This is a genomic window from Flavobacterium sp. CFBP9031, from assembly GCF_034044945.1.
GTDB lineage: Bacteria > Bacteroidota > Bacteroidia > Flavobacteriales > Flavobacteriaceae > Flavobacterium.
This window is the reverse complement of record NZ_JAXCWF010000005.1, coordinates 40,157-63,698: the sequence shown is the minus strand read 5'-3', so window position 1 is coordinate 63,698 and position 23,542 is coordinate 40,157. Positions and strand designations below refer to the sequence as shown.

At 34.3% G+C, this 23,542-nt stretch carries 25 protein-coding genes and 1 riboswitch; of the genes, 5 read left to right on the top strand and 20 right to left on the bottom strand.

Going from position 1 to position 23,542, the window contains the following annotated elements:
• The first annotated feature begins 1 nt into the window (after position 1).
• Positions 2-796: an MOSC domain-containing protein gene (locus tag SOM12_RS10045; RefSeq protein ID WP_320493340.1), complete on the top strand. Its 795-nt coding sequence runs from the start codon at positions 2-4 to the stop codon at positions 794-796.
• On the opposite strand, the gene SOM12_RS10040 is transcribed toward SOM12_RS10045, so the two are convergent.
• The 13 genes from SOM12_RS10040 to SOM12_RS09980 all read right to left on the bottom strand — a co-directional run bounded on the left by SOM12_RS10040 (position 793) and on the right by SOM12_RS09980 (position 10,977).
• Entirely contained in the window at positions 793-1,503 is a 711-nt protein-coding gene (locus tag SOM12_RS10040) for a HesA/MoeB/ThiF family protein (RefSeq protein WP_320493339.1), read from the bottom strand. The two genes, SOM12_RS10045 and SOM12_RS10040, sit on opposite strands and share 4 nt — an antisense overlap.
• 70 nt (positions 1,504-1,573) lie before the next feature.
• Positions 1,574-2,686, bottom strand: coding sequence for a 2-iminoacetate synthase ThiH (thiH, locus tag SOM12_RS10035; RefSeq protein WP_095927968.1), 1,113 nt, complete (start codon positions 2,684-2,686; stop codon positions 1,574-1,576).
• A gap of 74 nt (positions 2,687-2,760) precedes the next feature.
• Positions 2,761-3,138 carry a GxxExxY protein gene (locus SOM12_RS10030; protein WP_095927967.1) on the bottom strand — a complete coding sequence of 126 codons (378 nt, stop codon included), beginning with the start codon at positions 3,136-3,138 and terminating at the stop codon, positions 2,761-2,763.
• A 141-nt stretch (positions 3,139-3,279) separates the two neighbouring features.
• Positions 3,280-4,056 carry a thiazole synthase gene (locus SOM12_RS10025; RefSeq protein ID WP_095927966.1) on the bottom strand — a complete coding sequence of 259 codons (777 nt, stop codon included), beginning with the start codon at positions 4,054-4,056 and terminating at the stop codon, positions 3,280-3,282.
• The gene (locus SOM12_RS10020) at positions 4,037-4,675 is read right to left on the bottom strand and encodes a thiamine phosphate synthase (protein WP_320493338.1); all 639 of its coding nucleotides are present in this window, start codon (positions 4,673-4,675) and stop codon (positions 4,037-4,039) included. The genes SOM12_RS10025 and SOM12_RS10020 overlap by 20 nt, the downstream gene beginning before the upstream one ends.
• Positions 4,668-5,408 (bottom strand): hydroxymethylpyrimidine/phosphomethylpyrimidine kinase, encoded by a 741-nt coding sequence (locus tag SOM12_RS10015; protein WP_320493337.1) that lies wholly within the window; start codon positions 5,406-5,408, stop codon positions 4,668-4,670. The genes SOM12_RS10020 and SOM12_RS10015 overlap by 8 nt, the downstream gene beginning before the upstream one ends.
• Positions 5,375-5,980, bottom strand: a complete 606-nt coding sequence (locus SOM12_RS10010) for a thiamine phosphate synthase (protein ID WP_320493336.1) — start codon at positions 5,978-5,980, stop codon at positions 5,375-5,377. The genes SOM12_RS10015 and SOM12_RS10010 overlap by 34 nt, the downstream gene beginning before the upstream one ends.
• 19 nt (positions 5,981-5,999) lie before the next feature.
• Entirely contained in the window at positions 6,000-7,823 is a 1,824-nt protein-coding gene (gene thiC / locus SOM12_RS10005; RefSeq protein WP_320493335.1) for a phosphomethylpyrimidine synthase ThiC, read from the bottom strand.
• A 113-nt stretch (positions 7,824-7,936) separates the two neighbouring features.
• A complete protein-coding gene (gene thiS / locus SOM12_RS10000; RefSeq protein WP_095927961.1) occupies positions 7,937-8,143 on the bottom strand; it encodes a sulfur carrier protein ThiS in 207 nt (68 codons plus the stop codon).
• A 67-nt stretch (positions 8,144-8,210) separates the two neighbouring features.
• Positions 8,211-8,308, bottom strand: a riboswitch (TPP riboswitch).
• An 85-nt stretch (positions 8,309-8,393) separates the two neighbouring features.
• Complete coding sequence (locus SOM12_RS09995; RefSeq protein ID WP_095927960.1) at positions 8,394-8,957, bottom strand: DNA-3-methyladenine glycosylase I; 564 nt, start codon at positions 8,955-8,957, stop codon at positions 8,394-8,396.
• A gap of 70 nt (positions 8,958-9,027) precedes the next feature.
• On the bottom strand, positions 9,028-9,453 hold the full coding sequence (locus tag SOM12_RS09990) for a lipocalin family protein (RefSeq protein WP_141248110.1): 426 nt from the start codon (positions 9,451-9,453) through the stop codon (positions 9,028-9,030).
• Positions 9,454-9,616: 163 nt separating this feature from the next.
• Positions 9,617-10,297, bottom strand: a complete 681-nt coding sequence (locus SOM12_RS09985; protein WP_320493334.1) for a hypothetical protein — start codon at positions 10,295-10,297, stop codon at positions 9,617-9,619.
• Positions 10,298-10,314: 17 nt separating this feature from the next.
• The gene (locus tag SOM12_RS09980) at positions 10,315-10,977 is read right to left on the bottom strand and encodes a queuosine precursor transporter (RefSeq protein ID WP_320493333.1); all 663 of its coding nucleotides are present in this window, start codon (positions 10,975-10,977) and stop codon (positions 10,315-10,317) included.
• Between the two features lie 169 nt (positions 10,978-11,146).
• On the opposite strand from SOM12_RS09980, the gene SOM12_RS09975 reads away from it, so the two are divergent.
• Entirely contained in the window at positions 11,147-13,210 is a 2,064-nt protein-coding gene (locus tag SOM12_RS09975; protein WP_320493332.1) for a M3 family metallopeptidase, read from the top strand.
• A gap of 61 nt (positions 13,211-13,271) precedes the next feature.
• Here the strand turns inward: SOM12_RS09975 and tsf are convergent, their stop codons facing one another.
• From tsf to SOM12_RS09945, 6 genes are all read right to left on the bottom strand, one after another.
• Positions 13,272-14,234, bottom strand: a complete 963-nt coding sequence (gene tsf, locus SOM12_RS09970) for a translation elongation factor Ts (RefSeq protein ID WP_095927955.1) — start codon at positions 14,232-14,234, stop codon at positions 13,272-13,274.
• Positions 14,235-14,374: 140 nt separating this feature from the next.
• Entirely contained in the window at positions 14,375-15,139 is a 765-nt protein-coding gene (gene rpsB / locus SOM12_RS09965) for a 30S ribosomal protein S2 (RefSeq protein ID WP_095927954.1), read from the bottom strand.
• Positions 15,140-15,315: 176 nt separating this feature from the next.
• On the bottom strand, positions 15,316-15,702 hold the full coding sequence (gene rpsI, locus SOM12_RS09960; protein WP_035645327.1) for a 30S ribosomal protein S9: 387 nt from the start codon (positions 15,700-15,702) through the stop codon (positions 15,316-15,318).
• Complete coding sequence (gene rplM, locus SOM12_RS09955; protein WP_095927953.1) at positions 15,702-16,157, bottom strand: 50S ribosomal protein L13; 456 nt, start codon at positions 16,155-16,157, stop codon at positions 15,702-15,704. Before rplM ends, rpsI begins: the two co-directional genes overlap by 1 nt.
• 194 nt (positions 16,158-16,351) lie before the next feature.
• On the bottom strand, positions 16,352-17,164 hold the full coding sequence (locus SOM12_RS09950) for a ferritin-like domain-containing protein (RefSeq protein WP_320493331.1): 813 nt from the start codon (positions 17,162-17,164) through the stop codon (positions 16,352-16,354).
• 26 nt (positions 17,165-17,190) lie between these two features.
• Positions 17,191-17,937, bottom strand: a complete 747-nt coding sequence (locus tag SOM12_RS09945; protein ID WP_095927951.1) for a ferritin-like domain-containing protein — start codon at positions 17,935-17,937, stop codon at positions 17,191-17,193.
• 208 nt (positions 17,938-18,145) lie between these two features.
• Here SOM12_RS09945 and SOM12_RS09940 point away from each other — a divergent pair, with 208 nt between their 5' ends.
• On the top strand, positions 18,146-19,171 hold the full coding sequence (locus SOM12_RS09940; RefSeq protein WP_095927950.1) for a LacI family DNA-binding transcriptional regulator: 1,026 nt from the start codon (positions 18,146-18,148) through the stop codon (positions 19,169-19,171).
• Between the two features lie 105 nt (positions 19,172-19,276).
• Here the strand turns inward: SOM12_RS09940 and polA are convergent, their stop codons facing one another.
• Positions 19,277-22,117 (bottom strand): DNA polymerase I, encoded by a 2,841-nt coding sequence (polA, locus tag SOM12_RS09935; RefSeq protein ID WP_320493330.1) that lies wholly within the window; start codon positions 22,115-22,117, stop codon positions 19,277-19,279.
• A gap of 327 nt (positions 22,118-22,444) precedes the next feature.
• Between polA and SOM12_RS09930 the strand changes: the two genes are divergently transcribed.
• Positions 22,445-22,672, top strand: a complete 228-nt coding sequence (locus SOM12_RS09930; protein WP_248729347.1) for a hypothetical protein — start codon at positions 22,445-22,447, stop codon at positions 22,670-22,672.
• 185 nt (positions 22,673-22,857) lie between these two features.
• Complete coding sequence (locus SOM12_RS09925) at positions 22,858-23,532, top strand: response regulator transcription factor (RefSeq protein WP_320493329.1); 675 nt, start codon at positions 22,858-22,860, stop codon at positions 23,530-23,532.
• Positions 23,533-23,542 lie beyond the last annotated feature (10 nt).

Here is a 23,542-nt window from a genome sequence, read left to right as displayed (position 1 = left end):
AATGAATGCAATTTACAGCGTAAAAGAAATTTATATTTATCCGATAAAGAGTTTGGCGGGAATCAGCCTTACGTCTGCAAAAGCTGAAGAAATGGGATTTGAAAACGATCGACGTTGGATGCTCATTAATGCAGAAAATCAAATGCTGACGCAGAGAGAACATCGCATTATGAGCCAATTTTATCCGCAGATCTCAAATGGAAAAATCAGTATTACGTTTCAGGATCAAAAACATGAATTCTCTACTGACGAAAGTTTAGAAGATGCAATAGAAGTAAATGTGTGGGATGATAAAAGCCAAGTTGTTGAGGTAAATCTAGAAATATCAAAATGGTTTAGCCTGCATTTAGGTTTTGAATGCAAATTGGTTAAAATAATAAAAAATGGAGATCGTAAACACGAAAGCTCCAGATTAAAAGAAACATTCAATGTGAGTTTGGCAGACGGTTATCCCTATTTATTAATTGGATCCAAAAGTTTAGATTTTTTGAATGAGAAGCTCGATGAAAAAATTACCATAAAAAGATTTCGTCCCAACATTGTAGTAAGCACCGAAAACCCTCATGAAGAAGATGATTTTAAGACTTTTGCGATAGGCGGAGTTCAATTTAAAAACATAAAACCTTGCGGAAGATGCGTTATGGTGAACAATGATCCAGAAAATGGACGTTTAAAAAAAGAACCTTTGAAAACTTTAAGTAAATACCGAAATGTAGATAATTCGGTTTTATTTGGGACTAATATCGTGAGTTTGAATTCTGGAATTATTAGCGTTGGTGATGAGGTTATTTTTTAGAAATTCAGTTTTGTAAAATTCCAATTTAGAGTATTAAAAATGACCAATTCATTTTTTAAAGTTGGTAATTCTAAAATTAATTTTAAGGTTTCGTGCGCCATCATGTTGCCAATAATTCCTGGCAATGTTCCCAAAACACCGTTTAAATTGCAATTTGGAACATCTTTTGGATCTGGCATTTCGGGAAATAAATCTCTAAGATTTTTACTTCCGTTATGATTGAAAACCGCAATTTGCCCTTCAAATTTTAAAATACTTCCGTAAACTAAAGGTTTGCCGTGCTCAATGCAAGTATCATTGACTAAATAGCGAGTTGAAAAATTATCAGAACCATCAACAACAATATCATACTGCTGAATGATTTCTGAAGCATTTTCAGCAGTTAGTTTTTCATTAATTGCAACAGTTTCAATCAACGGATTGAGTTTTGAAACTACATCTTTTGCCACAATTGCTTTATGTTGACCAATTTCATTTTCGGTATACAAAATCTGTCTGTGAAGATTGTGAATTTCAATAATGTCAAAATCCATGATTCCAATAAAACCAACTCCTGCAGTTGCAATGTATTGTAAAATCGGACAGCCCAAACCTCCTGCGCCAATTACTAAAACTCTAGCTTTTTTTAATTTTTCCTGACCCTCATCACCAATTTCAGGCAGAATAGTTTGTCTGTTGTAACGAAGGAACTCTTGTATAATACTCATTTTTTTAATTGTGAATTGTGAATTGTGAATTGTAAAATGTTAAGTTTTCAAACCTGAAACTTGAAACATTTCAACTATAAGCTTTGTCCCAGTCTTTCCAAACGGGTTCATAGCCCGCGTTTTTAATGATTTTTGAAATTTCTTCTGCTGAGCGCTCATCGCTGATTTCAAATTGTTCCAAAGATTGCGGATCTACAACATAACCACCCGGATTGGTTTTAGAACCAGCACTCATACTTGTAACCCCAATTGGAATAATGTGGTTTCTGAATTTTTCGTTTTCGCGAGTTGAAATCGAAATTTCTAAATCTTCATTCCACAATCTGTAAGCACAGATAAGTTGTGTCAAATCTTTATCATCCATAATAAAATTAGGTTCGATAATGCCTTCAGCAGGACGGAGACGCGGAAAAGAAACAGAATATTTCGTTTGCCAATATTTTTTTTGCAGATAATCTAAATGCAAAGCATTAAAAAAACTATCTGTTCGCCAGTCTTCTAAACCTAATAAAACGCCCAAACCTATTTTGTGAATTCCGGCAGTTCCAATTCGATCTGGAGTTTCTAATCGATAATCGAAGTTTGATTTCTTCCCTTTTGTATGATACTTTTTGTAAACTTCCTGATGATACGTTTCCTGATAAACCAAAACCGAATATACTCCAGCATTGTGTAAACGTTCGTAATCTTCTGTAGAAAGGGGTTGCACTTCAACAGAAATAATCGAAAAATCTTTTTTGATTAAGTTAATGGCATTCAAGAAATAATTGATGTTTACAGTATAATTCGCCTCGCCTGTAACCAATAAAACATGATCAAAGCCAGTGTTTTTTAGGGCTTCTACTTCCAGTTTTATCTCAGCATCAGAAAGTGTTTTTCTTTTGATTTTATTGTCTAGACTAAATCCGCAATAGGTACAAATGTTTTGGCATTCGTTGCTTAAGTAAAGCGGGGCATACATCTGGATGGTTTTCCCGAAACGTTTCTTGGTAATTTCATGGCATTTTTGTGCCATTTGCTCTAAATAATTTTGAGCAATAGGTGAAATTAGAACTAAAAAATCATCAAGATTGTATTTGGTTTTGGCCAAAGTGCGTTCAACATCTTTTGAAGTGGTTTTATATATCTTGGATTGGATTTCATCCCAATTATATTGCTCAAAAATAGATTTGAATGTTTTCATTTTGTTTTGGTTTCACGCAGATTTTACAGATTTAAGCTGATTAAAATGATTTAAATTTTGATCTGTGTGATTGATTAGATTTTATTTGCAATTCTTTTAATGTCATTAAGAATGTTTGTCGTATTGAAATTTACTAACAAGCCTAATTTTTTGTTTGTTAATCTTAAGTATGTTGCTACTTGTTTGTAATGAATAGGGGCTAAATCCTCTACAGATTTTAATTCTATAATTACTTTGTCTTCTACTAAAATATCAATTCTAAAAGCTGGATCTAACGTTATTTCTTCATATGGAATTATAACTTCAACTTGTTTTTGAATCTTTAAATCCAGCTTTTCTAATTCATAAAACAAAGCGCTTTCATAAACAGATTCAAACAAACCTGGCCCTAAATTGTTATACACTTTAAAAATTGCTCCTCTTATCAGATACGAAATTTCATTCTCAGTCATAATTCTTTAAATTTTATTAAAAAAAACAAAATTAAAGAATTTTCTTTCTTTTTTAAGGTGTTGGTTTTATACAGATTTGAGCGATAAAAAAAATCAAATTAAATCTGCTTTAATCTGCAGAAATCTGCGTGAAACCAAAAATTACTCATAAAGAAAAGAAGTCAAAGGGCTAGAAGCCGAAGCATAATTTTGTTGATTGGCAACTTTGGCTTCAAAGGCTTTTCTTCCTGCAATTACAGCTTCCTTAAAAGCCTCAGCCATTAATTTCGGGTTTCCTGCAACAGCAATTGCAGTATTTACCAAAACAGCATCGGCACCAATTTCCATTGCTTTTGCGGCATCAGAAGGAGCTCCAATTCCTGCATCGACAATAACAGGAACCGCACTTTGTTCAATTATAATCTCTAAGAAATCAATCGTTTTTAAACCTTTATTGCTTCCAATTGGCGAACCCAAAGGCATAACGGCAGAAGTTCCTGCACTTTCTAAATGTTTGCACAAAACAGGATCAGCATGAATGTAAGGAAGTACAATAAAGCCGAGTTTAGCCAATTCTTCTGTTGCTTTTAAAGTCTCAATTGGATCTGGCATTAAATATTTCGGATCGGGATGAATTTCGAGTTTTACCCAGTTTGTTTCTAAAGCTTCACGAGCCAGTTGTGCTGCAAAAACAGCTTCCTTGGCATTTCTTGCTCCTGAAGTGTTGGGTAATAAATTAATATTTGGATGATTTAAATGCGATAAAATAGCATCTGTATCAGTTTCCAGATCGATACGTTTTAAGGCAACCGTAACCAATTCACTTTCTGAAGCTAAAATAGCGCTTTCCATTTCTTCATTAGAACCAAATTTTCCCGTTCCAAGAAACAAGCGGGATTGAAGGGTTTTGTCTCCTATATTAAACAATGATGTTTGCATGTAATTTTTCGTTTAGTTGTTGAATTAATTTTTCTTTCTCATCACTTTCGGTAATGATTCCAGAAACGGCAATTCCATGAATTCCAGTCTCCATTAACGGACTCACATCTCTTAATGTGATTCCTCCAATGGCATAAACCGGAATGTCGATTTTATTTTTTTTCAGTTTTTGAAGAATATCGAAATAGCCTGATAGCCCTAAAATTGGACTTAGTTTTTCTTTTGTGGCAGTAAAGCGAAAAGGCCCTAAACCAATATAATCACAGCCATTTTTAACATGATTTTCGATATCTTCAAAAGTATTTGCAGTTCCTCCGATAATTTTTGTAGCGCCTAAAATTGCTCTTGCTTCGTCGATTTTGGTATCGGTTAACCCTAAGTGAACTCCACAAGCGTCTATTTCTTTGGTAAGATGTAAATCGTCATTTACAATAAAATTGGCGGTGTACTTTTCGCACAAACATTTTACCGCTTCCGCTAAAGTGAAAGCATCTTTTTGTGTTTGGTTTTTAAAACGCATTTGTATCCAATTGCAACCAGCGTCAAGTGCTTTATGAATATTATACAATTGATTTTCGATAGTTTCGCCCTGCGAAATATATTGAAGTTTGCTATACATAGTGATATCCTATTAAAGTTGTAGTTGAGCTCAAGTAATTTTCGATATAGATTTTAGCGTTTTTACAGGCTTCTTTTGCAGGCTGATTTAAAGCTAAATTCGAAGCAATGGCAGAAGAAAGTACACAACCTGAGCCATGTTTTTCAAAGCAGTTTTTTTCTGATGGAAGCAATTCTAATACTTCATCTTTTAGAAACAGACGATCTGTTCCTAGTGCCTTTTCGTTATGTCCGCCTTTTAATAAAATGTTCGTTGAAAATCTATTTTTTTTAGAAATATAATCAGGAAATAAAATTTCAGCTTCATGATAGTTCGGTGTAATCAAATCTATTTTTGACAGTATTTTATTTAAATCTAATTGATCTTCAATATTCATAAATTCAAATTTTGTAGTCGATTTCAAAACAGGATCCCAAACAATTTTTGTTGAAGGAGAAAGCTGTTTTATAATTGAAAGAATCTGGTTTAAATCATGTAAAGAAGACACAATTCCTATTTTCACAACGCTGATTTTATAATTTAAAAACAAAGTTTCGATCGAACGAATTACAAAACTCAAATCAGTCCACTGAATTTCATAAAACTGATTTTCAGTTTGAATAGTATTCGCTGTAGAAATAGCAAAACCAGTCACTTTATGCTGTTCAAATGTCTTGATGTCAGCCAAAATTCCAGCGCCTCCAGACGGATCTAAACCTGCTATTGTAAGTGCGAATGGACGATTTTCTGACATAATTTAAATTGTTTTAACGGATTTTCATTTTTCCAAATAGTTCCCAAAAGTGCGACATCATCAAAACCATTTTCAAATGCTTTTTGAATGTTTCCTGAATCAATTCCGCCCAAAGCAACCATTTTTGTTTTATGATTTTTTCTTGATTTTATTTCTTCAAAAAGATCTTTTTGAGGAGAATAATTTTCTTTAGAAATACTTTTAAAAACAGGACTTAAGAACGCATAATTAAATTTCGTTTCTAACGAATTGAAATCTTCGATGGAATGCGTTGATGTTGAAATTGATTCGCATTTAAACCTACAAGGTTTTGGAAACCTTGCAGGAAATTCTTTTCTATCTTTCTCAGAAAAATGAAATCTTTCAATGCCAAGATCTTCGGCTAACTGATGATGACTGTGCAAAACCAGATTAGTCCGAAATTCTAATTTGATCTGATGAATGAACTTTGCCATTTCTAATTCTGAAAAATCAGGTTTGCGGATATGAAGCGAATACAATCCTTCTTCCAATAAAGAATGAAGAATTTGAGTTTCATCTTCAATAAAAAAAGGATTTGTAATCACAATCATATCTTTCCTCTATGTTCTTTTAGATGTAAATCTCTTTCCCCTGTTCAATAAATTCTTCTGATTTCTCCTGCATTCCTTTTTCAGCTGCAGCAACATCCCTAATTTCCTGAGATATTTTCATAGAACAGAATTTAGGACCGCACATCGAGCAAAAGTGTGCTACTTTTGCGCCATCAGCAGGAAGTGTTTCATCGTGGAATTCTCTTGCTGTATCTGGATCTAAGGCCAAATTAAACTGATCTTCCCAACGGAATTCAAATCTTGCTTTGCTCAACGCGTTATCGCGATACTGCGCACCCGGATGGCCTTTCGCTAAGTCGGCAGCATGAGCAGAAATTTTATAAGTGATTACCCCATCTTTAACATCTTTTTTATTCGGTAGACCTAAATGTTCTTTCGGTGTAACATAGCACAACATTGCACACCCGTACCAGCCAATCATAGCGGCCCCAATTGCCGAAGTGATATGGTCGTAACCTGGCGCAATATCCGTAGTTAAAGGGCCTAAAGTATAAAATGGAGCTTCATGACAATGTTCCAGCTGTTTGTCCATGTTTTCTTTAATCATGTGCATTGGTACGTGCCCTGGACCTTCAATAAAAACCTGAACATCATGTTTCCAAGCAATTTTTGTCAATTCACCCAAAGTTTCTAATTCGGCAAATTGTGCAGCGTCATTCGCATCCGCAATCGAACCTGGACGTAAACCATCTCCCAAAGAAAAGGCAACGTCATATTGTTTCATGATTTCGCAGATTTCTTCAAAATGCGTGTAAAGGAAGTTTTCTTTATGATGAAACAAACACCACTTTGCCATGATAGATCCGCCTCGTGAAACGATTCCGGTAACACGATTGGCAGTTAAATGAATATAACGAAGTAAAACCCCAGCGTGAATAGTAAAATACGAAACGCCTTGTTCTGCTTGTTCAATCAGTGTATCACGGAAAATTTCCCAAGTTAAATCTTCGGCAATTCCTTTTACTTTTTCTAATGCCTGATAAATTGGAACGGTTCCAATTGGTACAGGAGAATTACGAATAATCCATTCTCTGGTTTCGTGAATGTTTTTTCCTGTGGATAAATCCATTATAGTGTCAGCTCCCCAACGGCAAGCCCAAACGGCTTTTTCAACCTCTTCTTCAATGCTTGAAGTCACGGCGCTATTTCCGATATTGGCATTTATTTTCACCAAAAAATTACGTCCCACAATCATTGGTTCGCTTTCTGGATGGTTGATGTTGTTTGGAATAATCGCCCTTCCGCAGGCAACTTCAGAGCGTACAAATTCTGGAGTGATTTTGTTTTTTGGGGTATTTGCACCAAAACTATTCCCACCGTGCTGGCATTGCATGGCTTTGGTTTGCTCATTTAAAAGTTCAATACGCTGGTTTTCACGAATCGCAATATATTCCATTTCTGGAGTAATAATGCCTTGTTTGGCGTAATACAATTGTGTTACATTCGCGCCTTTCTTAGCACGTTTTGGCTGATGTAAATATTCAAAACGAAGATGATTTAGACTTTCATCTTTTAATCGGCTTAAGCCATAATCTGAGGTGATTTCGTTTAGGATTTCAACATCATTTCGATCTAAAATCCATTGTTCTCTTAATCTCGGCAATCCTTTTCTAATATCAATTTCAATATTTGGATCTGTGTAAGCGCCCGAAGTGTCATAAACGGTTACGGGTGGATTTTTCTCAATTCCGCCATTTGAAAGTTTAGTATCGCTTAAACCAATTTCGCGCATTGCTACTTTTATGGGATGAATTTCTCCATCGATATATACTTTCTTAGAATTCGGAAACGGGGTTCTGGATATTTGTTCTTCTGTTGTCATAATCTTGTATATTGTAAAAAGTTAGATGTAAAATGTGAATTGTAGAGACGCACCGCAGTGCGTCTGCATCCAGTATATAATTGGAATTTGGAATTTTTAGATTGGAATTTATGTCATCCTCCCTGCGTTGCAGAAATAATTAAAATTTCGTCAGTTTCTTGTACGAAGAATTCGCTCCATTTGTTTTTTGGAACAACAGTATTGTTGACGGCAATAGCGATTCCGTTTTGTTTGTGCGGAATTTCGAGATCGAGCAATGATTGAACGCTTAGCGATTCAGCATTGAATTTTTTAGTTTGTTGATTGATTTTTAGTTCCATTCCTTATTTGAGTTTAGTGTATAGATACACCTTAGGAATGGCTACAAGAACGCATAGAAATGCGTGCAGAAGTCATCTTACTTTTCCCTACGCTAGTATGAACTAGATCAGGTTCAGAGGGTAAAATCTCAGCCTACAAGTTTGTAGACACCCCTAAAGTGTGAAGCAAATATATGTAATTTTTGTTTAAAAGTTTCAGGTTTCAAGTTTCAGGTTCAAAAAAACTGAAAACTGTGACTGAAAACAGAGACTATTTTCTTTTTCGGGTAAAGCAATCTTCCACATGATCATTGACCATTCCAGTTGCCTGCATGTGTGCATAAATAACTGTCGAGCCAACAAATTTAAATCCGCGTTTTTTTAAATCTTTGCTGATTTCATCTGAAAGAGGAGTAGTAGCTGGGGCATCTTTTGAATTTTTTAGATGGTTTACAATCGGTTTTCCATCAGTATATTTCCAAATATAATCGGAGAAAGAACCAAATTCCTCTTGGACTTTCATAAAAGCGAGAGCATTAGAAACCGCTGCCTTAATTTTTAGTTTGTTTCTAATAATTCCTGTATTCTGCATTAGCTCTTCAATTTTATCTTCAGAGTAAAGAGCTATTTTTTTATAATCGAAATAATCAAAAGCAGCTCTGAAGTTTTCTCTTTTGTTTAAAATTGTAATCCAACTTAAACCAGCCTGAAAAGTTTCTAAAATTAAAAATTCAAATAAAGTAGGATCATCATAAACAGGAACGCCCCATTCTTCATCATGATATTTTTTATATAAATCGCTGGCAGAACACCAGCTGCATCTTATTGGTTCCATCTTTTTATTTTAAATGTAAAAAAAAACCTCAAACTTGAAGGCTTGAGGTTTAAAAAAAGTTTCAAAAAAATTATATGCGTTTGAACTCAACTACATATGTTTCAGATACACTGTATGTATATTTAATTTTTAAAGTTGTTTTATTTAATACTAAGATTTCTCCATTATCAACAGAAGTATCACCGTCATATTTAACAGTTATTGTATTGTCTTTTCTAGTCCAAGTTCCATTTTCAGAATAATCATTACATTTTGAATTGCTGTATTCAGAATAATGATCGATGAATTTTCCTCCTGCTTGAATTTCAAAAACATCTTTATTGCAACCTCCTTCGTAAACTACTGGAGTTAATTTTTCTTTTCCGTCAACAATAGTTCCGTCTTGGTATACTTCCCATTTCCCTTCAAGAGACGCGTTATCACTGTCATTACTGCTGCAAGATACTGATAATCCTAGTGCCAATACAGACACAAAAAAAATACTTAGTTTTTTCATTTTGGTAGATTTGTTTGTTAAATTTTTTAACAAAAGTAAAATCTTTTTTAAGAAAAACTAGCTTTTAAAATCAGTTTTTTCGTATTTATTTAACATTTTTTTATAATTTACTGATTTTCAGATAAATCTGACGAGTTTTAGCTTTTAAAGATTCTTTTCTTTTCTATCTTCCTATTTGCCAACTATATCCTTTTACACTCGGGATATAAGCAGAACGTCCTACAATGACTAAATTAGTATAGATTTTTCGATTGTATTTAATGCCAATTGCATTTCCAGAAGTGTACATTTTATTGGCTTTAAAGACTACTTTCATTTTCCCGTCTTCAAGTTCTGCGTCAGATACTCTTTCTACAAGCCAAGTAGATTGCCATTTTACGGCCAATTCATTTTCTGCCGTTTTGGTTACGCTTTTTACTAGTTTGACAGCTTCTTCGGGAATTTCAAAGTGTTCTGTTAATTGCTTTTGAGTCATTGTCTGACCCATTTTGCATTTCGCTAATATTTTTCGAACATTAACAAAATTCAATAATTCTTCGTTGATTTCTTTTTTTACAGAGATTGGGGGACCTGCAACAGTATTTTCTGCTGGAGAGCTTAATGTGTTTACTTCTATCGGATTTTTAAGTGAAAAAGGATTTTTTTGAGCAGTAGTTTTCTTTGATTCAAACTCTTTTGGAGCGGTAATATTTTTTGAAGAAACTTTACGAGGTATCTTCATAGTTGCTGGTGTCAACTTATTGACAGACTGAATGACTTTTTTAGGCTGTTTTTTTTCGTCATTGCCACAGCTGAAAAAGAAATAGGTAACAGAGAATAAAATAAGTAAATAATTTTTTTTCATGACCTAAATATGTTTTTTTATCCTTTATGTGCAGGATCTTCATCCAAATATTTTTTAATTAGATGATGTCCTAAATAAATTGCTGGAGTTAATAAAATAGCAATTGCTAATTTAAAAGTATATCCTATTAACCCTGAAGATATAAAAGTGTCAAAATCAATTTTTCCTGGAAGCCAAAAAGCAATTCCTAGAACAATAAACGAATCAAACAATTGTGAAATAACAGTAGAGCCAGTCGCTCTTAGCCATATTTTCTTTTCGCCAGTTCTGTTTTTGAAAAACCAAAATATCCAGACGTCAATCAGCTGAGAGGCCATAAAGGCAATTAAACTTCCGCCGATAATCCACATACTTTGCCCAAAAACAGCTTCAAACTGCTGATCGTTAACAGGGCTGATTCCTTTTGCGGCGGGAATAACAATTGCCATAAAAAGTATCAGAAAAGCATAAGCAATCAGACATGCTGTAATGAAAGAAAGCTTTTTTACTCCTTTTTCGCCAAAATATTCATTAATCAAATCGGTTGTAAGAAATACAATTGGCCAAGGCAAAATTCCTATACTCATCACAAAAGGACCAATTTGAATTAGCTTTCCCCCAATTAACTCAGCCACAACGGCGTTGGTTATAAATATTCCTGCTAAAATTACAAAAACAATTTCTTTTCTGGTTTTAAACATGTCATTTTTAAATTGATATTTCAAAAATAAACTATTTCTTTTAAATCTTTGAAACGGATTAATTTTTATAATCCGTTTCGATATGAAGTTTGCTTTTGATTGGTTATTTTTGAGATTCTGTTGCTTTTTTAAATTGAAATTTTGCACAGACTTAATTAATGTATTTGTTATGAAAACACCAATAGAATTAGATAATTCATTATTAAAAAGTTGGTCCGGTCCATATGGAGGAGTTCCAGATTTTACAGCTTATAAAGTTCCAGATTTTCAGCCCGCAATAGAATTTTCTATCAAGGAAAAATTAGAAGAAATTGAGGCAATCGCCAATAATCCAGAAAAGCCGACATTTGAAAATACAATCGAAGCTTTAGAACTTTCTGGCGAAAAATTAGATCGAATTCATGCGGTTTACGGTATTTACAGATCCAATTTGAGTACTCCAGAATTTAATGTAGTTGATACCGAAATGTCTCCAAAATTGGCAGAGATTAATGATAAACTGTATCAAAATGATAAACTGTTTGCTAGAATTGAAACCTTATACAAATCAGATGGAAAGGAGAATTTGACTAAAGAACAGGAACGTTTGCTTTGGCTTTATTATACCGATTTTGTTAGGAAAGGAGCAGAGCTAAATGAAGCGGATAAAGATAAAGTGGCTAAGATCAATCAGGAATTAGCAGGACTTTTTACCGCTTTTAGTCAAAAGTTGTTAGCAGAAGAAAACAATCAATATATAGAGCTAAATACAGAAGCTGATTTTGACGGTTTGCCTGAAGAATTTAAGAATGCAGCAATTGCCGAAGCGAAAGAAAGAAATCTAAATGTTTTAGGGTGTATTGGAAACACGAGATCTTCGATTGAGCCTTTTCTTACTTTCTCAAACAGAAGAAATTTAAGAGAAAAAGCTTTTGATATTTTCGTAAAAAGAGGTGATAATAAGAATGAAAATGATACAAATGAAATATTGGTATTTATTTTAAGATTAAGGGCTGAAAAGGCGAAGATTTTAGGTTTTAAAAACTTTGCTGAATGGAGCTTGTCTAATAAAATGGCCAAAGACCCGCAGAAAACGCTCGATTTAATGAATTCTGTATGGAAACCTGCCGTAGAAAAGGTAAAAAACGATGTTTCTGCTATGCAGGAAATGGTAAATAATGAGGGTGGAGATTTTAAAATACAGCCTTGGGATTACCGTTTTTATGCGGAAAAAGTCAGAAAAGCACAATATGATTTGGATCAAAATGAAATAAAAAAATATCTGCAGTTAGAGAATTTGCGAGAAGGAATGTTCTGGACGGCCGGTGAATTGTTTGATTTAGGATTTAAACAATTATTTGATGTTCCCGTTTATCATGCCGATGTTCGTGTTTGGGAGGTGAATAATAAAAAAACAGGAGAACCAATTGGGTTGTGGTATTTTGATCCCTACGCACGTGTTGGTAAACGTTCAGGCGCGTGGATGAATTCGCATAGAGATCAGCAGAAGATAAAAGGAAATGTACTTCCAATTGTTTCAAATAATTGCAATTTTATTAAAGGAAATAGCGATGAAGCTGTTTTGATTTCGTGGGATGATGCCACAACTTTGTTTCATGAATTTGGTCACGCGCTTCACGGATTATGTTCCAATGTTACTTATCCAAGTCTTTCTGGGACTTCAGTTGCCAGAGATTATGTAGAGTTTCCTTCGCAATTGCTAGAGCATTGGTTAGCGACTCCAGAAGTGTTGAATAAATTTGCGCTTCATTATAAAACGAACGAACCTTTATCGCAATCATTGGTAGAAAGAATAGGAAAAGCGGCTAATTTTAATGAAGGTTTTGCAACTGTCGAAACGATTTCAAGTTCTTTTGTTGATATGAAATTGCATTTAACAACTGAAACAGTCGATCCGCATGCATTTGAGAAGAAAGTTTTAAGTGAAATTAATATGCCTTCAGAAATCGTGATGCGACATAGAATTCCTCAATTTGCTCATATTTTTTCAAGCGATGGATATGCGGCAGGTTATTACAGTTATTTATGGGCAGATGTAATTAATGCAGATGCGTACGAAGCTTTTTTAGAAGGAAACGGACCATTTGATAAGAATGTTTCTGAACGTCTTTATAAGACAGTTTTAAGCGTTGGAAATATGATTGATAATGAAGAGATGTATGAAAATTTTAGAGGGCATGCGCCGCAATCTGATGCATTGATGCGAGCGAGAAATTTTCCAATTGAAAGCTAAAAATAAAAAAAAGCCCGAATAACTAAATATTCGGGCTTTTTAATATTGAAAAAATAATATATTAACCTAAAGAAACTCTTTTGAAACCTGTAATTTCAACATTGAATCCTTTTACGTAATCACCAACTTTTTTACTATCATCTTTGATGAAGTTTTGATCTAATAAAGCTTTTTCTTGATCTAAAGTAGTGTTGTCAGAGATAAAACGTTGTACTTTTCCTGGAAGAATTTTATCCCAGATTTGCTCTGGTTTTCCTTCAGCTTTTAATTCAGCTTTAGCATCTTCTTCTGCTTGTTTGATAACTTCAGGAGTTAATTGAGAGAAAGAGATGTATTTAGGAACATTTTTTAAAGTTTTTCCTAAACGTGCAGCTTCTTCATTTTCTTTTTCGATTACAGCAATACGAGCAGCAAGTTCAGAAGCAACGAAAGCAGGATCAAAATCTTTGTAAGATAATGTATCAGCTCCCATAGAAGCAACTTGCATAGATACGTCTTTTGTTAAAGCCTCAGCATTAGCGATTGGAGCAGAAATAGCTGTTAAAGCAGCAATTTTGTTTACGTGAACATAAGATCCAACGAAAGCACCTTCTAAAATTTCGAAACCACCGATTTCGATTTTCTCACCAATAACACCAGTTTGCTCGATTAATTTCTCAGCAACAGTGATTCCGTTGAAATCTGAAGCTAAAAATTCTTCTTTAGAAGAGAAGTTGATCGCTTTTTCAACTAAATCTTTAGCTAAAGTTACGAAAGCTTCATTTTTACCTACGAAGTCAGTTTCACAGTTTAAAGTAATGATAGCTCCTTTAGTGTTGTCTGCATTGATAAAAGAAACAGCAGCTCCTTCAGAAGAATCACGGTCAGAACGGTTAGCAGCAACTTTTTGTCCTTTTTCTCTAAGGATTTGGATCGCTTTATCGAAATCTCCTTCAGCTTCAACTAAAGCTTTTTTACAGTCCATCATTCCGGCACCTGTAGATTGTCTTAATTTATTTACGTCTGCAGCAGTAATTGTTGACATAATATTTTGAATTTTTAATGTTAAAAGTAAAAAATTCCAGCTTTTAAATCCCAAACTCCAATTTTAATAAATTATCAACATAACGTTTTTAATTTTGTATTTGGATTTTGGAATTTAAAATTTGGAATTTAAATTTTGATTTATTCTTCAGTTGCAGGAGCAGCTTCAGCCTCAACAGCAGGAGCTTCTTCAGCAGCTTCAACTTCTTTTTCAGCACCTCTGTCAGAAAGACCTTCGATTACTGCAGTAGTTACTAAAGATAAAATTTTGTCAATTGATTTAGAAGCGTCATCATTTGCAGGAATCACGTAATCAACCTCTCTTGGGTCAGAATTCGTATCAACCATTGCGAAAACTGGAATGTTTAATTTTTGAGCTTCTTTTATTGCGATGTGTTCAGCTTTGATATCTACTACGAACAATGCTGCAGGTAATCTAGACATATCAGCAATTGAACCTAAGTTTTTCTCTAATTTAGCACGTAGACGATCAACTTGTAAACGCTCTTTTTTAGATAAAGTGTTGAAAGTGCCATCTTTCTTCATTTTATCGATAGAAGACATTTTTTTAACTGCCTTTCTGATAGTTACAAAGTTAGTCAACATACCACCTGGCCATCTTTCAGTGATGTAAGGCATATTTGCAGCTTTTGCTTTATCAGCAACGATGTCTTTTGCTTGTTTTTTGGTAGCTACGAATAAGATTTTTCTACCTGATGCAGCGATTTTTTTCAAAGCTTCGTTAGCCTCTTCAATTTTAGCTGCAGTTTTATATAGATTGATAATGTGAATACCATTACGCTCCATATAAATGTAAGGAGCCATGTTTGGATCCCATTTTCTAGTCATGTGTCCGAAGTGAACACCTGCTTCTAGTAATTCTTTTACTTCTATTTTGTTTGCCATTTTTGTACTAGTTTACGTTCTGTTGATTAGCAATGTATAAATGGCGATTTCTCTGGCTTTATACATTTAGATGCTAAACTATATCCTACCTCGGTAGGAGAGCAACAATAACTGTGTTTTTTAATTTCAATAAATAATTGATAATGTCTTGTCCCATTTGAACAAGACAGGTAATATTAACGTTTAGAGAACTGGAATCTCTTACGAGCTTTCTTCTGACCGAATTTCTTACGTTCAACCATTCTTGGGTCTCTTGTTAATAAACCTTCTGGTTTAAGGATTCCTCTGTTTTCAGCGTTAACTTCACACATTACGCGTGCTAATGCCATTCTTACAGCTTCTGCCTGACCAGTTGTACCACCTCCGTAAACGTTTACTTTTACATCAAAGTTACCAGCGTTTTCTGTCATAGAAAGCGGTTGTAAAACTTTGTATTGTAAAGTTGCAGTTGGAAAGTAAGTTGCGAATTCTTTTTTGTTTACAGTGATGTTTCCAGTTCCTTCAGAAACGTATACACGTGCAACAGCGGTTTTTCTTCTACCGATTTTGTGAATAACTCCCATTACTTAAGATCATTTAGGTTAACAGTTCTAGGTTTTTGAGCTCCGTGAGTGTGCTCAGATCCTACAACAACATTTAGATTTCTAAAAAGTTCAGCTCCTAATTTGTTTTTAGGTAACATACCTTTTACAGCTTTTTCTACTAATAATGCAGGGTTTTTAGCTTGCAATACTTTAGCAGTTAAAGTTCTTTGTCCTCCTGGGTAACCTGTATGACGCATGTAAATTTTGTCATTCAATTTTGTACCTGTAAGGTTAATTTTTTCTGAGTTGATAACAATTACGTTATCTCCACAGTCAACGTGCGGTGTGTAACTTGGCTTGTACTTACCTCTTAAAATCATTGCAACTTTAGAAGCAAGACGTCCTAAGTTATGACCTTCAGCGTCAACAACAATCCACTCTTTAGTTACAGTGGCTTTGCTTGCTGAAACTGTTTTGTAGCTTAATGCGTCCATAATATTATTTTAATTAAACATTCCATCCCCAATAAAGGGGATGCAAAAGTACAATTAATTATTTTAAAACCAAATACCTGAAAGAATATTTTATCTGCTGAAAATCAGGGCTTCAGTTTTTTAAATAATTTGCGAATAAAAAAACCGTCTCTACAATAAAGTAAAGACGGTTAAATATTTATGAAAAAAAGTGATTATACAATAAATATATTGGCAATATCAACAACTTGCTGTGTCGTAAGTGGCTCATCGTAAGCTTCTGAGCCCGCTGCGGCACCAAAAGCGGCTGCGGTATTAAATCCTGCTTGAACGGTTACGCCTTCGCCATCGTAAACGGCTTGAGTTGCTGCCGGCATGCCAGCGCCTCTTTCGGCATTAGAGATCCATCCTTTTAAACCTCTTAATCTTCTCACTTCAGATGCATGGCGCGCTTCAACAGAATGTATCTGCAATGCGGCGGTCAATAAATCGGGTGTGGTTATCAAGTTTGCAGCTTGTCCTTTATAGGCTCTAACACCTGTATCTTCAAATGCTTGTGCCAAAGCTAAAAAGGTTGGGTAATCTCCAAACGGATTAAATGCTCCTCCAACTGTAAAGTCAAAAGTAGGTTTAGGAACGAAGTTGGCACTTGCGGTGCCGCCTAAGCCTGCAATTAAAAATTTAACATGATCAGATTCGTGTGCAGCAATTTGTTGGAATACTTTTAAGTCTCTTCCTGCGTTTTCTGAAGCTGGAATTACTCCAGAATCTAAAGCCATTGCATAAAATTCGTTTTCAAGATATTCTAACGTTAGCGCGAATTGCAGAGCTCCAATAGGTGTTGCCGGAGTTGCTGTAATGTCTTTTGCGAAAGCCTTATTGGTAAGAGCCGACAATCCGAATGGAATTGATGCTAAAGCTAAATTTTTTCCGATATTTCCAAACTGTGTAAAACTGTCTCTTCGAGAACCAGTACTGTTCATCAAATTATCGTCAGTAAAGGATTCTATAAATTTTAAAATGTTCATAATTTCTAAGTTTTTGACGTTTAAGATTAAGGTAGGTATTTAGCTGTGAATTTTGTGGTAATAAAACCAGCAGCAATTGGCAGTATTTTAGATGGATCTTTTGCATCATCTAATCCTGTTGACATATTTACAATATCATCTCCGGCAAAATCTTTCGAATTCGGATTAATTAAACTTCTTATTGCTGCAGCATGTCTGGCTTCAACAGAAACAATTTTTCCTGCCAATAATAAGTAGTCTGCTGTTTTAATTAATTTCCCTGCTCCGTTATAAGCAGCAACGCCAGTATCTTCTAATGCTTTTGCAGTTGCGAGAACTTCGGTGCGGCTATTGAAATTTAATGAACCATAATTAAAGGCTAAAGAAGGTAGTAATTGCGAACTTGGATCGGGAAGCGCTCCATTCAAAGCGGCTTTGAAGAAATCTCTGTGAACCACTTCATGGTGGTATAAATCGGTTAGAACTTCACGTTCAAGACTGCTAAATACAGTATTAAAACTACTTGCATTAACAACTTTAGTATAAAAGTCGGCTTCTAGTTGTTCGAGAGCGTATGCATAAGTCAAAACTCCAAAATCTCCAGAGCCTAAATCAAAAACACCATTTCTTATTCCAGGCAGTGAGGTGTCTGGCATATCATTATCATTGTCATTGTCGCTGCAGCCAGCTAGAACCAAACCTGTGGTGACTAATGTTAATCCGCTGAGCTTAAGAAAGCTCCTTCTGCTATTCAGTGAAGGGTCAACTTCATGAATTTTAACTTCGTTTTTCATAATCAAGTTTTTTATTAGGTTAACAACATTGGTTTTTAGTTAACGGGTATTTAGTTATTAACGAAATTTTAGTAAGAGCGGTTTTAAAATCTCGGTTTAATTAATTATTATTTCGAAATGACTTATATTTTTAAATACTAATGGCTTGTTTTTGTTTTATTTTAGGTAATTCTACTATATTTGTATTAATTACATAAAATTCAATTGGATGAAAGCTAAAGCAACTCTAAAACAAATTGCGAAGGAACTGGGAGTTTCGGTTTCGACTGTGTCTAAAGCATTGAATGACAGTCCAGAAATTAGTGAACAAACCAAGGTGAAGATTAAAGAGTATGCCAAACTCAAAAATTATAAGCCGAATGTTATTGGTTTGAATCTTAAGAATCGTAAGACAAAAACGATTGGCGTGATTATTCCTAATATTTTAAATTCTTTCTTTGCGAAAGTTTTTAGCGGTATTGAGAAAGTTGCCGATAAAAAAGGATATAATGTAATTACCTGTATCTCGAACGAATCTTTGGAGAAAGAAATTCATACGCTTGAAATGTTGAGCAACGGAACAATTGATGGATTTATTCTTTCGGTTTCTGAAGAAGCTCAAAAACTTCAAGATTACAATCATTTTTCGGAAATAATTAATGATGGAACACCAATCGTGATGTTTGACCGTATTGCCGATGAAGTAGATTGCGATAAAGTTGTGGTAGATGATTTTGATTCTGCATTAAACTCAACACAGCATTTAATTAATTTAGGATGCAAAAATATTGCTCTAATTTCTTCTGTAGATAATTTAAGTGTTGGAAAATTGAGAGCAGATGGATATTTGAAAGCTTTGGCAGATAATAATATTCCGGTTAACGAAAAAATTATTCTTCGTACCGATTCTGAAGATGATATGAAAGCAAAAATTGATTCGATTTTTGATCATAAAATTGACGGAATTTTTGCCTTAGACGAAAATGATTCTGTTGCGGCTTTAAGAGTAAGTTTGAAAAAAGGGTATAGAGTTCCCGAAGATATTTCAATCATTGGTTTTGCTGACGGAATTTTGGCTTCAAGACGTTTGTCACCAAGTCTGACTACTGTAAGTCAGCATGGAGTTGAAATTGGAGAAGTTGCTGCAAAAAGATTAATCGAAAGATTGGAAGAGCCAGAAGGAACAATTTCTGAATACGAAACAATCGTCATTAAAACAAAATTGAAAGAAAGAGAATCCACTCGAAAAAAATAAAAAAAAAACATCAGTTTCAGCTGATGGTTTTTTTTGAATTGTAAAATCAAATTGTTTTAAAGTTATCAAAAATCTAAAATCAACAATCTGAAATCTAAAATAAAATTAATGCGCTTCTAACCAATCTTTACCCATTCCTAATTCAACTTCCAATGGAACCGACATTTTAAATGCATTTTCCATTTCATGTTTAATCATTGGCTGGATTTTTTCGAGTTCATCGTTATGAACATCGAACACAAGCTCATCATGTACCTGAAGCAACATTTTAGATTTCCAGTTTTCGTCACGAAGTTTTTTATGAATGTTGATCATTGCAATTTTAATCACATCAGCAGCGCTTCCTTGAATTGGGGCATTTACAGCATTTCGTTCAGCGGCACTTCTCACAACGGCATTGGCAGAATTGATATCTTTTAAATATCTGCGACGGCCTAAAATGGTTTGTACGTAACCTTTTTCTCGTGCAAATTCAATTTGTTCTGAAATATAAGATTTAAGACGAGGATATGTTTTATAATAAGCGTCAATCAAGGCAGCGCTTTCGCTTCTTGATAACGAAGTCTGATTACTCAATCCAAAAGCAGAAACACCGTATATGATTCCAAAGTTTACTGTTTTTGCATTGCTTCTTTGTTCACGGGAAACTTCTTCTAAAGCAACGTCAAAAACTTTTGCTGCAGTTGCTCTGTGAATGTCTTCTCCGTTTTGGAAAGCTGCAATCATATTTTCTTCACCACTCAAAGCAGCAATAATCCTTAATTCGATTTGCGAGTAATCGGCAGAGATTAAAGTATAATTTTCGTCGCGTGCCACGAAAGCTTTACGAATCTGACGGCCTCTTTCAGTACGAATCGGAATATTTTGCAAGTTGGGATTATTAGAGCTCAAACGTCCCGTTGCGGCAACAGTTTGCATATAATCGGTATGAACGCGTAACGTTTTTTTGTCAACTTGTTCTGGTAAGGCCAATATGTAAGTGCTTTGCAGTTTTACCATCTGACGCCAATCTAAAATCTGTTTTACAATTGGGTTATCATTGGCCAAATAAGTCAAAACTTCTTCGCCAGTTGCGTACTGACCCGTTTTGGTTTTCTTTTGCTTTGCGCCACCAATTTTTAGTTTGTCAAATAAAATATCTCCTAATTGTTTCGGAGAAGCCAAGTTGAATTTCTCGCCAGCAGTTTCATATATTTTTTCTTCTAACGATTTTATTTCGACTTCCATTTCAGAAGACATTGCTTTTAAGAAATCTACATCCAAACGAATTCCTTCCGTTTCCATGTCGGCCAATACGCTTACTAATGGAATTTCGATTTCGTCAAATAACTTTTTAGTTTCGGTTTTGTCTAATTCGGTTGTGAAGATTTCTTTTAATTGTAAAGTAACATCGGCATCTTCAGCTGCATATTCTTTAATATCTTCTAAAGGAACATCGCGCATATTAAGCTGGTTTTTTCCTTTTTTGCCAATTAAAGTTTCAATAGATTTTGGTGAATATTTCAAGTATGTTTCTGCCAAAATATCCATATTATGACGCATATCCGGATTAATCAGATAATGCGCAATCATCGTATCAAAAAGTTTTCCTTTTACGGTTACACCATAATTAGAAAGGATTTTTAGATCGTATTTTAAATTCTGTCCGATTTTCTCAATATTTTCATTTTCAAAAAACGGAACAAATTTATCTACTAAAGTTTTTGCTTCTTCCTGATTTTCTGGAAACGGAACATAAAATGCTTTTCCTTTTTCGTAAGAGAAAGACATTCCCACAAGTTCTGCGTGCAAAGCATCGATTCCTGTAGTTTCAGTATCAAAACAAACTGAAGTCTGTTTTTGTAAATTTTGTAAAAGCATTTTAATACCTAAATCACCTTGAATGGTTTGGTAAAAATGTTCTGTGTTTTCTAAAGTATTATAAAACGAAGTTCTTTCGATTTCAGCGTTTTCTCCATTCGTATTTCCGCCTCCAAAAAGATCAAATTGGTCTTCGTTTTTAGGCTGTGCTTTTTTGTATAATTTGGCATCAGGAGCTGGAGCAGCACTTTGAGTGCCATCAGTTTTAAATAAATTGTCAAACTGTTCTGCCATTCTTCTAAATTCTAATTCTTGAAAAATAGCATCTGTTTTTTCGATATCAGGACGAGAAAGTTCGTAATCTTCTTCATTAAAAGTAACATCACAATCGGTAATAATTGCGGCTAATTTTTTAGAAAGAATCCCTTTTTCTTTGTTCGCTTCGATGTTCTCTTTCATTTTGCCTTTTAGTAAATGTGTATTTTCCAAAAGGTTTTCCATGGTTCCAAATTCTTTCAAGAATTTTTTGGCTGTAACTTCACCAACTCCAGGCAATCCAGGAATATTATCCACGGCGTCACCCATCATTCCAAGAAAATCAATTACTTGTTCAGGTCTTTCGATTTCAAATTTTGCCAAAACCTCAGGAACGCCCCAGATTTCGATTCCGTTACCCATTCGGGCAGGTTTATACATAAAAATGTTTTCAGAAACTAGTTGGGCAAAATCCTTGTCTGGAGTTACCATGTAGACTTTGTAGTTTTGTTTTTCTGCTTGTTTAGCGATTGTTCCAATTAAGTCATCGGCCTCACAGCCCTCGATTTCAATAATAGGAATATGCATTGCTCGCAATAATTCCTGAATATATGGAATGGCAATTTTAATAGCTTCTGGCGTTGCATCACGATTGGCTTTATATTCTACAAACATTTCACTTCTTACGTGGCTACCGCCTTTATCAAAAGCAACGGCTAAATGATCTGGTTTTTCTCTTTTAATAACATCCAAAAGTGAGTTCATAAAACCCATAATTGCAGATGTATCCATTCCTTTTGAGTTGATTCTCGGGTTTTTTATAAAAGCATAATAACCACGAAAAATTAGTGCATAAGCATCTAGAAGAAAAAGGCGTTTTTGAGTTGACATATTAAAAATATTAGTCTGTAAAAATAAACAATTGAGATTGCAAAAATTAATCAAAAAAGAAAATTTTTACCATATAAGTTATATAAGTTCATTTTAGCTGAGATGAGTCTGTAGAGACGCACCGCAGTGCGTCTCCTATTTTATCGTTAATGTTATTGTAGTGAATGTTTAAAATGAACTTATATAACTTACATGGTAAAAAAAACGCAAAGCGTTAATATCAAGTTAAAATTTTTTATTCAGGGATTTCTTCATTTTCTCTTCATGTTGCGAAGGTAATTTTGAGGTATAAAATAAAAGGTTATTAATTCTTAAATCTTAGAAATCATGAGAAATTTATTAATGTTACTAGTAGCAGTTTTAGGAACAAGTGCAATGGTTCACGCATTTCCTGCAAAAGATGGAAAAGAAGCTCCAGCTAAAGAAGTAAAAGCAACCAAACATCCTAAACACAAATCTGATAAAAAAGCAAAATCAGCAAAAACTGAAGCAACAAAAACAGAAACTGCGAAACCAGAAGCTGTAAAACCAGAAACAGCAAAGGCTAAAAAATAAAAATTGCTCTCGTTTTGTTTTCGAAGCTTTGTAACGAAGGCAAAACAGGAATAATGATTATGAGAATGCGATTGAAGAAGCTGATGAAGAAATTTATCAGCTTTTTTCATTCGTTAATTTTTTAATAATACGCTACTCAATTTTTTATAATTGATTAATTTTAATTGCGCTTAAATGTTGTGCTTATGAATGTTTTAATTGTTGAAGATAATAAGGAACTTGCCGTAGAGGTCTACGATTTTTTATGCAACGCAGGATATATTTGTAAAATTGCAAATAATTGTGCCGAAGCTCTTGAAGAATTTGGAAGCAATGATTACGATATTATGCTTTTAGATCTTGGGTTACCCGATGGTGATGGTTTTGAGGTTTTGCAGGCAATTAGAAAAACAAAATCGAAAATTGCGGTAATTGTTCTTACTGCGCGCGGAGAATTGGATGATAGAATAAATGGATTGCATTTGGGGGCCGATGATTATTTAACCAAACCTTTTGCTTTGACAGAATTGGCCGCAAGAATGTTTGCTGTAGTTCGCAGAATTCATGGTTTTACTTTAAACAATTTAAGCATTCATGGTTTTCTATTGCAACTTCAGGATTATAAGGTGAGCTTTAGCGATCAGCCAATCAGTCTTACCAAAAAAGAATTTGATATTTTTCAGTATTTGGTTCTCAATAAAAACCGTGTTATTACAAGATTGCAATTAACAGAGCATATTTGGGGCGATATTCTAGAAGTTAATTCTGATTCTAATTTTATAGATGTGCATGTTCGAAATCTTAGAAAAAAACTGGATAAGCATACTGCTATAGATTGGTTTGAAACGGTCCGAAATGTTGGTTATCGTATAAACGAATAAATCGATTCTT